We start from the raw sequence: 13462 nt of genomic DNA on the forward strand, positions 1-13462 counted from the left end.
CTGCATGCTGCTGACGGCCGTGGGCGCGCTCGCCTGCTATACGGGTCTGCTGCTCGACGAACGCACGCTGGTGGCCGCGACCGTCTGCATCGTCGCGCTCGTCGTCATGTCGCTGCTGCTGACCGTGGTGCAATGGGTCTTGATGCGTGCCGGGACGGCGACGCCGGGCACGGCGGCCGCGACCGACCGTTCGGGTGCGTCGGACGTCTGCGCGGGCCGTCGCCTGCGCACCCGTCTTCGCGCTTGGCTGACGCCCGGTGAGCGGCATGCGACCCCGCAATACGAGATGGTGGACCAGCGGGGCACGGTGGTCGGACGGGTCGCGGGCGAGGTGCCGCGCCGTCGCGGCCTGTACCGGCATCACAGCCGTGTGGTCCGGTGGACCGGGCCGTTCGGCCTGTTCGCCGCCGCGCGCGTCACGCCGTGGGCCGGCCGGACCCTGATGCTGCCCGACGTGCCGTCCGGCGAAGGCGACGGCGTCCGTGCCCCCGACCGGCGCATGGCCGGCGCCGGGCAGGAGGAGCAATCGGGCGGGGTGCGCGCCTACGCGCCCGGCGACCCCATCAGGCTTGTCTCCTGGCGGCACACCGCCCGGCGCGGACGGCTCATGACCCGCGAGACCGCCGGCGACGCGCGTCCCACCGTCCTGCTGGTCCTCGGCACGGGGACGTCGCACGGCGTCGGCTCCGGCGACGTCGGGGACGGCCGCATCGCCCGACGCTACGGACGCCCGCGCGCGGGCGCCGAGGAGGCGACGACGACGCTCGATCGCGCGGTCGCCGCGTTGATGGCGTGTCTGCCGCGACGCGGCCGTGGGACCGCCGCCGTGCGGATCGTGGCCACCGACGGCGAACGGTTCCATGAAGGCCTCGGCGAGGTGAAGCGCTTCCTCGCGTCGGCCCGCACGGTCCCCTACGCCGGCGACGATTCGGCGCAGGCACGCGCCAAAGCCGTCGCCGCCTATGCGGCGCGTCGGAGCGGCCCGCTGCGCATCGTCGTGTGCGACGCCGACGACGACCGGTCCCTGCGGCAGGCGCTGCAGCGCGGTCCGGCCGCCGGGATGACGCGTGCGGTGGAACCCGCGGCGACGGTGACGGTCGCGGCGGACGACGCGACGGACATCGGTCCGGCGCACGGCGACGCGGCCGCGTCGCGCATGCCGGAAGGAACGCCGTCGGACCGGACCGCGGCATCGGACGGCACGACGGCTCGTGCGCCGAAAACGATGTCCGGCCTCCTGCCGCGCGTCGTCGCGGCCCTCGCGCTGCTCGTCTGCTTCGCCCTGACCCTGCGCGGACTGACCGGACTGGTCAACCCCACCGGAGTGTGGGCATGGTACGCGGCCGCGCTGCTCGCCGTCGCCGCCGTCGGCGCGACCATCCCGTACGGACGCGGCGACGCATGGGCCGGAACGCGGGAGGAGACGCGGGAAGAAGCGCGGGCGGACGGCGTCGTGCGACGCCGCATCCTGCACCGTGCGGCGCGCGTGGCCGCCTACGCGCTCGCGGCCCTCGCCGGAGCCGCCGTGCTGACGGCCGTACGCGCCCATGACGCGCTGACGGACGCCGACCGCCCGTGGCGGGCCCTCGCGGGCGTGCTCGCCGCCGGATTCGACCGGCTCAACCTCCAACTGCCGCCCATCAAGGTCGATGCGGACGGCGACGTGTTCCTCGTCGTCGTGGTCGCCGTCGCGGCCGTCGTGCTGCGGTGCCTGCTCCTATGGCGCGGCGTCATGCCCCTCATGGCCGTACTGCCCGTTGCGGCGCTCGCCGCCGACTACAGCGTGGTGGGGCATGCGACCCCATGGTGGGCCGTCGCCGCCCTCGCCCTGGCGTTCCCCCTGTCCCTGTGGGCGTACCGGCCGCGACGTCTCGGACCGCCGGCCACGGCCACGGCGGCGCTGCTCGTCATGGCCGTCACGCTCGCCGGCACCCCCACGGGCGAGGCCATCGCCTACCGCGTGCCCCTGTCCATCGGCGAAGGCGGCGGCATGTTCACGTCGAACACGGTGAGCCCGCTCATCGACCTCAAACGCAACATCACCGCCGGATCCGACAGCATCGTGCTCCACTACCGCTCGTACAAGCGCCTCTACCTGCGCATGGCCACCCTCGACGAATTCGACGGCGACACCTGGGGCTACGGCAGGGACCTGGCCATCGACGCAGGCCTGTACGGCGCCGGCATCCAGCTCGGACGCAGCAGCGAGAACGACCTCACCGACGAGCAGCGCGAATCCATCGAGCCGTTGACCGCCTACATGTACTCGCTCGGCTACTATGGCTACGACGGCGCTGGCGTGAGCCAGGACGGCATCGAACGGTACATGGGGTACGCGAACATCCGCATCGACACGCTGCGTTCGCGGTTCCTGCCGATGCCCGGCATCGCCTACGGCCAGCAGGGACTGGGCTCGGACTGGCTGCAATACCGGGACGGCAGCGTGTACAACCGCTCCGGTTCGAGCACGTCAGGCACCTCATACACGGCGAACGGCACGTACATCGATCCGATCCGGTCCGCCTCCGGGTTCGCCGACCTCACCGACATCGTCGACACGGAACGCGGCTTCGAACGCCAATGGTCCTCGGTCGCCGAGCGGATCGGGGGATGGCTGCGCGAACGACGCGCGCTGCAGGCGGCCGGACTGGGCGAGGTCCGCGGCGACGCGGTGCTCATCCGCACCACCATCGGCGACGACGGCGTGGTCTACGGGCCGAACGGATGGCGGCTCGGCAAGGTGGACTCCTACCAGATGTCGTTCGGCTCCTCGATGCCGCAAGGCGACGGTACGGGCGACGGTACGGGCGACGGTACGGGCGACGGTGCCGGTGACGGTTCGGGCGGCGACGGTTCTGACGGAGGCTCCGGCGGAGGCTCCGGCGAATCGGCGTCGCCCGGCGGACGATGGCAGAACGCGCGGATGACCACCGGCACGCCCGCGTCCATCACGTTCGACGACACCGTCAGGGAACAGCTCGGCTTCGGCGAGGACGGCATGGTGATCGGCTCCTCCCCGACGGGCGAGGTCGGCATCGTCGTGCCGATCGTGGACACCACCGACCAGGACGGCGGATGGTACGACGTTTCCACCGGCACCGTGCACACGGACGGGCCGGACGGTTCGGACACGGCCGGATGGGAGTCGGACGCCCACCGCGCCCTGTACGCCGCCGGCATGTCCCGGGACGTCGTCTCGTGGACGAGCGCCGCCGAGGCCGGCTCGATGATCCTCAAGGAGGTCCGGCGCGTCGTCGAGGCCTCGGACCGGCGGGCCCACGCCGCCCGGTACACGTCCCTGCCGGACACGCTGCCCACCAACGTGCGCGCGGTGGTCCGCCGGGCCCAGGCGGACGGCGTGCCGGTCACCGGGAAGAGCTACGACGACCAGATGCGCGCCATGCGATGGCTCGTCGACTACTTCACCGCCAAGGACCAGCATTTCACCTATTCGCTGGATGCGCCCGACGGCGACGGCCGCTCCAACCTCGAGGTCATCGACGCATTCCTCGACCCGAAGACCGGGCACGCCGGCTACTGCCAGCACTACGCGTCCGCGCTCGCCGTGCTCGGCCGCGCCATGGGCGTGCCCACGCGCGTCGTGCTCGGCTACAACGCCGGCACCGAGGAGGGGAACGCGAAGGACGCCGCCGGCTACACGCCGGTGAGGTCCCGCCAGCTCCATGCGTGGGTGGAGGCGTACCTCGACGGCGTGGGCTGGGTGCCGTTCGACGTGACGCCCGCCAGCGACCAGAACGGCATGCTGGATTCCGCGTCCGCCTCGGCCACGACCTCCCGGACCTCCGGGACCGACGCCTCGGGGACGCAGACGATGAACGCCGACGACGGCACGACGATTGGCGAGTTCGACCAGCAGGGGGACGCCGCGTCCGCCGACGGCGGCGCGAAGACGGACGGGAAGGCCGCCGCGGACGCGAAGACGGCCGGCGGTGCGGCCGGTGCTGCCGGTGCCGGCGGTACCGCCGTCTGGTCCCGCGTCGCAGTGTGGTTCGCCGCGCTGCCGACGTGGGCGCAGGTCGTCCTGCCCATATGCGCCGTCGCCGCGCTGTTGGCGCTGCTCGTGTTCGCGCCGCGCGGCGTGCGATGGTGGCGTCGTCGCCGCGGCCTGCTCGCGATCCGCCGTGCCGCGGCCGCGCCGCCCGACGACATGGACGCCCGTGCGCGCGCGTGGCGCGCCGCCTGGATCCTGCTGCGCCGCGAGGGACGCCGGTCCGGCGTGCGATGGCGCGCCGCCGACACCGACCTGGCAATCGGTGAGGCGATCGCCCGTGCGTGGGAACGCGCCGGGGAGTCCGGAGGCGTCGGCGCGTCCGACGCATCCGACGGGGCTGGCTCCGGCCCGGCGGCCGACGCCGCGGCCACCGTGCGCATGGTGGCGCGCAACATCGCGGCCGCCGCGTTCGGCGGGACGCCGGACCCGCCGGAGGCTCTGGAGGAGCGGGTTCGGCGGACGCTCGACGCGGTCCCGCGGCCTGCGGAGGCGCCGTCACGGTGGCTGCGGCCGCTGCGACACGCCGATGCGGGGAAAAGTTCGGATTTCTGAAAACGTTGGAATTCCAACCTTTTCAAGGTGTCGTGCGGCCGTTTCGCCACGCCGTGGCGCCGTGCCGGGTTGCGCGCGGGAAAATCCCGTGGCATGATATCCGAGTTGCCTGACGAGGTCACCTCCTCGGCAGGGGACAGAGACTGGCGGATTTCCCAAGCGGTCAAAGGGAGCTGACTGTAAATCAGCCGCTTCGTGCTTCAGTGGTTCGAATCCACTATCCGCCACGCCCCGATAGCTCAGTGGTAGAGCACTTCCTTGGTAAGGAAGAGGTCGTGAGTCCAATTCTCACTCGGGGCTCTCTGGCGGGGTAGCTCAGCTGGCTAGAGCGTACGACTCATAATCGTAAGGTCAAGAGTTCGAGCCTCTTCCTCGCTACAAATCACGCCCGTCATCCGACGGGCGTACGTTTAGACTACAGAGGTGAATGAACCATGGCTAAGTCCGCCGACATCCGTCCCGGCATCACGCTGGCATGCACCGAGTGCAAGGAGCGTAACTACATCACGACGAAGAACCGTCGCAACACGCCCGATCGCCTCGAGCTCAAGAAGTTCTGCCCGCGCTGCGGCAAGCAGACCGTGCACCGCGAGACCCGTTGATTTCGCGTTTCAAACTTCGAACCCGGCCCATTCGGCCGGGTTTTTGCGTTCTACGGGCTCCGTGTCCCGCATGAGGGCGGTTTGCGGATAGGATAGGCGGTTATGACCAGCTTTGCGGATATCACCACCATCGGCGTGGGCGGCGAAATCGCCCGCTTCATCGAACCGACCACGCGCGTCGGCGTCATCGAGGCCGTCGAGGAGGCGGACTCCCGCGGCGTGCCCCTGTGCGTGATCGGCGGCGGATCCAACATGCTCGTCGCCGACGCGCCCTTCGAAGGCGTCGTCGTGCGCGACGCGCGCCGACGCATCACCGTGCCCGACGAGTCCGCGCCCGTCGAAGGCGACGACCGCACCGTCCACGTCAACGCCGAGGCCGGCGCCAACTGGGACGACTTCGTCGCGTTCACCGTGGAGCTCGGGCTCGAAGGCGTCGAGGGGCTCTCCGGCATCCCCGGCACGGTGGGCGCCTCCGTCGTGCAGAACATCGGCGCCTACGGGCAGGAGGTCGCCACCTCCGTCGAATCCGTGGAGGTATGGGACCGCGAATCCAAGACCACGCGCGACCTCACGCCCGCCGACCTCAGGTTCGGCTACCGCTTCTCCGCGCTCAAGGCCAGCATGTACCAGGCGCCCGCCACGCCGGCGGACCGGTTCTTCCCCACGCCCCGGTACGTGGTCCTGTCGGTCACGTTCGCGTTGCGCCACTCCGCCGAAGGCACCGTCGGCATCGGACAGCTCGCCAGGGCCCTGGGCGTCGAGGTGGGCAGCCGCATGGCCACCACGGCCATCCGTGACGCCGTGCTCCGCGTGCGCGCCGCCAAAGGCATGCTCGAGGACCCCGCCCGCTACGCGCTGGAGGACATGGAGGGCACCAAGCGCGAGGCCAACATCCACGCCGACATCGCCCGCCTTGCCGAGATGGAGACCGCTGAAGGCGCGTCGTCCGCGATCGTCCGCGACCGCCACAGCTGCGGCTCCTTCTTCATGAACCCCGTCCTCACCGCAGAACAGGCCGCCACGCTCCCCGAGGACGCGCCGCGCTTCCCCGCCCCCGCCGGACTGCCGGACGGGACCGACGGCGTGAAGACCTCCGCCGCATGGCTCATCGACCACGCCGGATTCCACAAGGGCTTCGCCACCGGCGGACGCGACGCGTCCACCGCGCCGGCCAGCCTGTCCACGCTGCACACGCTGGCCCTCACCAACCGGGGGACCGCCACGGCCGCCGACCTCGCCGACCTCGCCCGCACCATCCAGCGGGGCGTGCGGGAACGGTTCGGCGTGTCGCTCGTGCCGGAACCCGTCTGCATCGGCGTCGACCTGCGCCCCTGACCCCGCGCGACGGCCGCGCCCGTCCCACATTTCGGGAAAACGGGCGGCATTTCGCCCATATCGTCGTCAAAGGGTTACATGGACGTACGTTCGGCGCATATACTGACCCGTTGAACTTATCGGAAGAACAAAGGGTCATACCATGCAACTGTTCCGAACGAAATCGGTTGAGCAGACCATCGCCGAGACCGGCGAGGAAGGCCGTACGCTCAAGCGCAACCTCACATGGTGGGATCTGTCCATCATGGGCGTCGCCGTCGCCGTCGGCGCCGGAATCTTCTCGGTGGGCGCCCAGGCCGCCGCGTTCCACGCCGGCCCCGCCGTCATCATCAGCTTCCTCATCGCCGGCATCGTGTGCGGCGCGGCCGTCATGTGCTACGCCGAATTCGCCTCGATGATCCCCGTGGCGGGTTCCGCGTACACGTTCACCTACACCACGGTGGGCGAGATCATGGCGTGGATCATCGGCTGGGACCTCATCCTGGAGATGCTCATGGCCGGTTCCGTCATCTCCAAATACTGGGGCGTCTACCTCAACGACTTCATGCGGCTGATGGGATGGGGCTTCGACACGAACATCGCCATCGGCTCGTTCAACCTCGACATCGCGCCGATCATCATCGTCGCGTTCTTCACCACGCTGCTCGTGTTCGGCACGAAGATCGGCGCCCGCGTGGACGGCGCGATGACCGTGCTCAAGATCGCCATCGTGTTCTTCGTGGTGATCGTCGGCTTCTTCTACGTGAAGGCCTCCAACTTCACGCCGTTCATCCCGCCGGCCGAGCCGGCCTCCTCCGTGCAGAGCTCCGCCGCCGTCTCCGGTGTGATGGGCCAGCCGCTGTGGCAGTGGGCCACCGGCATGGTCCCGTCCATCTACGGCGTGCCCGGCATCCTCTCCGGCGCCGCGCTCGTGTTCTTCGCGTTCATCGGCTTCGACGTCGTCGCCACCGCTTCCGAGGAGACCAAGAACCCGCACCGCAACGTGCCGCTCGGCATCGGCGTGGGCATGGCGCTCATCATCGTCATGTACATGCTCGTCGCCATCGTCACCACCGGCATGGTCTCCTACAAGGACCTCGCCAAGCAGGACAGCCCGTCCCTGGCCACCGCGTTCGAGCTGGTCGGCGCCAACTGGGCCGCCAAGATCATCAGTTTCGGCATCGTGCTGGGCCTGGCCACCGTGGTCATGGTGCTGCTGCTGGGCCTGACCCGCATCGTCTTCGCGATGAGCCGCGACGGCCTGCTGCCGCGCGGCCTGTCCAAGACCGGCAAGCACGGCACCCCGGCGCTCCTGCAGATCGCCGTCGGCGTGGTCGTCGCGCTCGTCGCCGCCTGCTTCGACATCGGCGTCCTGTCCGACATGGTGAACATCGGCACCCTGTCCGCGTTCACGCTCGTCGCGATCTCCATCCCGATCATGCGCGCCAAGCGCCCCGACCTGCCGCGCGCCTTCAAGATGCCCGGCAACCCGTGGATTCCGATCCTCATCGGCCTGGCGAACCTGTGGCTCATGCTCAACCTCACGGTCCTCACCTGGATCCGTTTCGTGGTGTGGCTGGTCGTCGGCTTCGCCATCTACTTCGGCTACGGCTACTGGCACGCCCGCCTCGGCACCGGCGACCTGACGGAGACGCTCTCCGAGGAGACCGACAAGGCGGTCAACGGCTGACGGGTGTGTCCTGCCGGGTGTGTCCTGCCGGGTGCGTTCGTCCGGCGGGTGCGTTCGTCCGGCGGGTGCGTTCGTCCGGCGGGTGCACCTCTTCTCTACGGTCCCTGCACCTTCCCATGCCCGTCCGATTCTTCAGGAACGGACGGAACGGGAGGTTGCGGGGGCCGTTTTGCGTCCGTTCCTATAGGAACGGATGGAATCGGGGTGTCCGAGTGGGTGGTTTGCGTCCGATTCTTCAGAATCGGATGTTCCAGCCGCGTTCGAGTGTCCGGTTCCGTCCGATTCTTCAGGAACGGACGTTTCGGGTGTTGTGTGGAGGTGCTATCCGTCCGATTCTGTAGGAACGGACGCGCCGGGCCCGTCCTGACACGACGTCAACTGCGTCCGGACGCGAGCCTAGACTGGGATGTCAGTGATTCAAGGAGGTTCCCATGCCATACGTTGTCGCCCAGCCTTGCGTTGACGTCAAGGACAAGGCCTGCGTGGACGAGTGCCCGGTCGACTGCATCTACGAGGGCTCCCGTTCGCTGTACATCAACCCGAACGAATGCGTCGACTGCGGCGCGTGCGAGCCGGTCTGCCCCACCGAGGCCATCTTCTACGAGGATGACCTGCCGGAGGAGTGGGCTTGGTACAAGGACGCGGCCGCCAACTTCTTCGCCGAGGTCGGCGATTTCGGCGGCGCATCCGCGCACGGCCCCATCGGCAAGGACCCCGAGCAGGTCGCGGCCCTGCCCCCGCAGAACCAGGACTGACCTCCCGGTCCCGCGGACCGCATCGCAATCCTCCCCGGAACGCACGGGGAGGATTTTTCATATCCGGTCTATCCTGTTCACAGACGCATCCGATTCCCGCGGCTCCCGTCGCCCCGTCCGGGGCGTCGCGGCGGACGGGAACCAACGAACGACAAGAAAGGCGCGCCGCCATGGGTTTCCACGCGTACTCCTCACCGTATGACTGGTCCCGCATCGCCGGGTACAAGCAGACCGCCGGAACCGTCGAGGGCGGCATGGTCGACCTGTCCGTCGGATCCCCCGTGGACCCGGTGCCGGACGCCGTACGGCAGGCGCTGTCCGCCGGCGCCGACGCGCCGAACGCGCACGGCTATCCCGTCACCGCCGGCACCGCCGACCTGAAGGACGCGATCGGATGGTGGTTCCGCCACCTGCGCGGCGTCGACCTCAAGGCCGTCAACGCCGCCGCCGTGCCGACGGTCGGCTCCAAGGAGGCCGTCGCGCTGATGGCGTCCCTCCTGCACCTGGGCCCGGGCGACGTGGTCGTCCAGCCGAAGGTCTCCTACCCGACGTACGAGATCGGCACGCAGCTGGCCGGCGCGACCGTTCTCAAGGTCGATGACGTCGCCGACGTGGACTCCTGGCGCGACGTGCCCGGCGTGAAGGCCGTGTGGGTCAACTCGCCGTGCAACCCCACCGGCGACGTGCTCGGCGCCGACTGGCTCGCCGGCATCGTCGCGGCCGCCCGCGCGATTGGCGCCGTCGTGCTGTCCGACGAATGCTACGCGCTGATGGACTGGCGTTCGGCCAACACGTCCGCCGCGCCCGCGGCCGAATCGAACGAGACGCCCGCGGCCGACGCGTTCAGCCTGTCCGCCACCCCCTGCGCGCTGAACCCGCAGGTATGCGAGGGCACCGCCGACGGCGTCCTCGTCCTCTACTCGCTCTCCAAGCAGAGCAACATGGCCGGCTACCGCACCGCGCTCATCGCCGGCGACTATCGTCTCGTCACCGCAATGGCCGAATACCGCAAGCAGATCGGCCAGATCATCCCCGGTCCGGTCCAGGCCGCGATGGCCGCGGGCTTGCGCGACGTGGAGTCGGTGCGTGCGCAATGGCGTCGTTACCACGCGCGTCTGGTCCGTCTCGTCGCCGCGCTGCGCGCGTACGGCTACGACGCCGCGATGCCGTCCGGCGCGCTCTACGTGTGGGTGAAGGCCAAGTCCGGCGACTGCTGGACCGACATGGCGGACCTCGCCCGGATCGGCGTCATCCCCAGCCCCGGCGAATTCTACGGCGCGCCCGCCTACCTGCGGTTCTCCGCCACCGCCACCGACGAGGCCGTCGACGCCGCGTGTGCGCGTCTGACGGCCGCCGACTGACGGAAAGGCCATCGCCCGGTCCGGTCGTATGGTGCGATCGCGGTCCGACGTGCGCGTCGTACGACGCGCACGGCTACGCGCCGAACCGCACGGCCTTGCCGCCGAAACGGTCGCGTACCGCGTCGAGCGCCGCCTCCGCCCGACGTCGGCGGTCGTCCGCCGTACGCGCATCGGCGGCGTCCGACTCCTCCAACAGGTCGTCCAACGACGGCTGCACCGCCGTCGCCTCCGCATGGCTCAACGAACTCGCGCTCATACCGGCCAGACGGACCAGCTTCGGCAGGGGAGCGTCGGGGGAGACGCCGTCGCCGAAACCTGCCGCGGCCGGGAAGGCGGCGGAACCGGCGGGCGCGGCGGTCGACGCGCCCGCGTCGGACGCCGACATCCCCAACATCGCATGCAGCAGCCGGACGCACTCCGGATACAACGCGGCCGCCGAATCAACCGGACGCTCCAACGTACGCGACCGCGTCCGATAGCTCAGATCCGCGAACCGCAGCTTCACCGTCACTGTACGCGCCACGAACCCGCGGTGCCGCAGCGACGACGCCACCTCGTCGCACGCCTCACGCAGCAGACGACACACCACCCGCTGGTCGGTCGTATCCTTCAGCAGCGTCTCCTCGGAGCCGACGGACTTCTCCACGCGCACCGGCGTCACCGCACGGTCGTCCAGACCATGCGAGGCCATCCACAAGCCGCGGGCCGCCGCACGCGAACCCGTCGCACGCTCCAACGCGTCCGGGCTCATCGCGGCAAGATCGGCCACCGAATCCACGCCCCACGCGTTGAGCCGCTTCTCCAACGAGGGGCCGATGCCCGGAATGCCGCGCAACGGCATCATCTGCACGAACTCGGCCGAACGCGCCCGCGGAATGAGCAGCATGCCGTTCGGCTTCGCGTTCGTCGACGCCATCTTCGCGACGAGCTTGTTCGCCGCGACCCCCACCGAACAAGTCACATGGAAACGGCGCTCCACCTGCTCGCGGATCCACGCGCCGATGGCCGTCGGGCGCTTCCACGCGAGCAGCGCCCCCGAGACGTCCATGTAGCCCTCGTCCACCGAAACCTGCTCCACCCGATCCGTCACGGCATGGAAGACGTCGGTCATGATCGCGCGAGAGACCGAACGGTAGTAGCGCATATCCACCGGCAGGAACACGCCGTCCGGGCACAGTTGGCGGGCGCGGGCCGAAGGCATCGCCGAATTGATGCCGTAGCGGCGCGCCTCATAGCTCGCGGCGGACACCACCGAACGCGGGCCGGTGCCGATGATCACCGGACGGCCCCTCAGCTCGGGATGCCGCGCCACCTCGAGTGAGGCGTAGAACGCGTCCATGTCGATGTGCAGCACCGTGCATCCGGTCTCGTCATGCCCCCAATCGCGTTTGGCGGCGGCCAGTCTCGGTGCGGTGCTCATGGTTCAGATTGTAGTGGGGTGGGTGGTTGGCGTGGCTGTGTGGGGCTGTCCGCGGATTGTCCGCGGCCTGTCCAAAGACCGACGATGTCCACCGGACGTGACCGCATGGTGGGCACGGTCACGCCGTTCCGTGCCGATTAGGCGGGCCCGGATGCGTCGGCTACCGTGAAAGGCATGAAGAGAGCAGTGATCAGGGTGCTGAACCATGTGCCGGTCGTCGTCATCGTCGTCTGCGAGGCGATCGTCATCTACTCGGCGACGGGCGTCGCCAAACTCGCGTTCACGCAGCTCGATCCGCTGTACGCCGTCTGGTATCGCGTCGGGTTCATGGCGGTGCTCATGCTGCTGTGGCGGCGGCCGTGGTCGGCGGCCAAGCGTGGGCGGCTGTTCCACCGCGACGCGCGCAGCTGGGGATGGGTGGTGCTGCTCGGCGTTTCGCTGGCGCTCATGAACACGATGTTCTACGTGGCCATCGGCAACATGGACATGGGCATCGCCGTCGCCATCGAATTCATCGGGCCGCTGTCCGTCGCCGTGATCACCGGGCACAGCTGGCGCGAACGGCTGGGCATCGGCATCGCGGCCGTCGGCGTGGTGCTGCTCGCCGGCATCTCGCTCGCGAACCCGGATGGCGACGGGAACTTCCTCGTCGGCCTCGCCGCCATCCTCGTGGGCGGGTCCATGTGGGGCGTGTACATCGTCACCGGACGGCACATCGCCGCCGCAGGCAACTCGCTCGACAACCTGTGCATAGCCGTGACCATCGGATGGGCCGTGCAGTCCCTGTTCCTCGGCGCGCCGGCAATCACGCACCTGGTGCATCCCAAGGCGTCCGCCACATGGGCGCTCGCCGCCGGCGGCCCATTGAAGCTGCTCGCGCTGATGTTCGCGGTGTCGCTGCTCGCCTCGTTCTTCCCGTACGTCATCGAACAGGTGACGCTGCGACGTGTCACTCCGGCCGCGTTCTCCGTCATGCAGTCCATCAACCCGGCCGTCGCCATCGCCGTGGGACTGGCGTTGGGCGAGATTCCGGGCGTGGGGGAGATGATCGGCGTGGCGCTGGTCATCCTCGCCGTGGTCGTCACGTTCTCCGGAGACCAGGCCCCCGCGCCCGGGCGGTGAGATGGGGCGGTTCGCGAAACGGTTGGTACTTCCTCTGCCGTGTTGCTTCGCTGAGCTGATGATGCGTGGCACCGGAACGTAGAAATGGGCTGTCTGCGTGTTCCGGCCCACAGTGCTGTGGTCCGGAGTGCGTGTGTGCCCTGGATTTCCGTTCCGGGGTCAGGTTTTGTGGCCCCGGAGTGCGGAAACGGGCCGTTTGTGCGTTCCGTCCCACTGCGCCTTGGCCCGGAGCGAGATTTCAATGTCCGATTTCGTTCCGGTGTCATGGTGCCGACCTGGAAGGCCCGCAACGATGCATGGCCTTCGGCTCGCTGTCCCCGAGGCGCGCATCTTGCCTTCATGGATGTCCGTGCAGGTTCCGCTGCCAAGACTCACTCAGTGGCACGAAAAAGGGTTTCCGGAACGCATCCGGAAACCCTGATCGCGGAGTGAGGGGGATTCGAACCCCCGAGCCGCTCAAAGCAGCTAACACCTTAGCAGGGTGCCCCTTTCGGCCACTCAGGCATCACTCCATGCTGTACCTCATCGGCATCCGAAGATGCGTACAAAAGCACAACAGCATGACACTATACACCATGATGTGGATGTGACCCGCCGTGGCGGCGAAAGACCTTGCTCATGGGACAGGGAAGGC

8 protein-coding genes and 4 tRNA genes are annotated in these 13462 nt (G+C 69.2%); 10 read left to right on the forward strand and 2 right to left on the reverse strand.

Going from position 1 to position 13462, the window contains the following annotated elements:
* Positions 1-4: 4 nt before the first annotated feature.
* From JS531_RS05840 to dapC, 9 genes are all read left to right on the forward strand, one after another.
* Positions 5-4564, forward strand: a complete 4560-nt coding sequence (locus JS531_RS05840) for a transglutaminaseTgpA domain-containing protein (RefSeq protein WP_214313989.1) — start codon at positions 5-7, stop codon at positions 4562-4564.
* Positions 4565-4709: 145 nt separating this feature from the next.
* Positions 4710-4791, forward strand: a tRNA-Tyr gene (locus JS531_RS05845).
* A gap of 1 nt (position 4792) precedes the next feature.
* Positions 4793-4864: transfer RNA gene (locus tag JS531_RS05850), tRNA-Thr, on the forward strand.
* A gap of 4 nt (positions 4865-4868) precedes the next feature.
* Positions 4869-4942 (forward strand) — tRNA-Met (locus tag JS531_RS05855).
* Positions 4943-4998: 56 nt separating this feature from the next.
* Positions 4999-5166 carry a 50S ribosomal protein L33 gene (gene rpmG, locus JS531_RS05860; protein WP_007053013.1) on the forward strand — a complete coding sequence of 56 codons (168 nt, stop codon included), beginning with the start codon at positions 4999-5001 and terminating at the stop codon, positions 5164-5166.
* Positions 5167-5268: 102 nt separating this feature from the next.
* Positions 5269-6501, forward strand: a complete 1233-nt coding sequence (locus JS531_RS05865) for a UDP-N-acetylmuramate dehydrogenase (protein ID WP_214313991.1) — start codon at positions 5269-5271, stop codon at positions 6499-6501.
* Positions 6502-6643: 142 nt separating this feature from the next.
* Positions 6644-8170, forward strand: coding sequence for an amino acid permease (locus JS531_RS05870; protein ID WP_214313993.1), 1527 nt, complete (start codon positions 6644-6646; stop codon positions 8168-8170).
* A gap of 431 nt (positions 8171-8601) precedes the next feature.
* Positions 8602-8925, forward strand: a complete 324-nt coding sequence (fdxA, locus tag JS531_RS05875; protein ID WP_152233997.1) for a ferredoxin — start codon at positions 8602-8604, stop codon at positions 8923-8925.
* A gap of 170 nt (positions 8926-9095) precedes the next feature.
* A complete protein-coding gene (dapC, locus tag JS531_RS05880) occupies positions 9096-10286 on the forward strand; it encodes a succinyldiaminopimelate transaminase (RefSeq protein ID WP_214313995.1) in 1191 nt (396 codons plus the stop codon).
* A gap of 73 nt (positions 10287-10359) precedes the next feature.
* Here the strand turns inward: dapC and dinB are convergent, their stop codons facing one another.
* On the reverse strand, positions 10360-11706 hold the full coding sequence (gene dinB, locus JS531_RS05885) for a DNA polymerase IV (protein WP_214313997.1): 1347 nt from the start codon (positions 11704-11706) through the stop codon (positions 10360-10362).
* A 174-nt stretch (positions 11707-11880) separates the two neighbouring features.
* Between dinB and JS531_RS05890 the strand changes: the two genes are divergently transcribed.
* Positions 11881-12828, forward strand: a complete 948-nt coding sequence (locus JS531_RS05890; RefSeq protein WP_214313998.1) for an EamA family transporter — start codon at positions 11881-11883, stop codon at positions 12826-12828.
* Positions 12829-13252: 424 nt separating this feature from the next.
* On the opposite strand, the gene JS531_RS05895 is transcribed toward JS531_RS05890, so the two are convergent.
* A tRNA-Ser gene (locus JS531_RS05895) sits at positions 13253-13340 on the reverse strand.
* Positions 13341-13462: the final 122 nt, after the last annotated feature.

Source organism: Bifidobacterium sp. CP2, from assembly GCF_018555635.1.
In the GTDB taxonomy this organism is placed as follows: domain Bacteria; phylum Actinomycetota; class Actinomycetes; order Actinomycetales; family Bifidobacteriaceae; genus Bifidobacterium; species Bifidobacterium saguinibicoloris.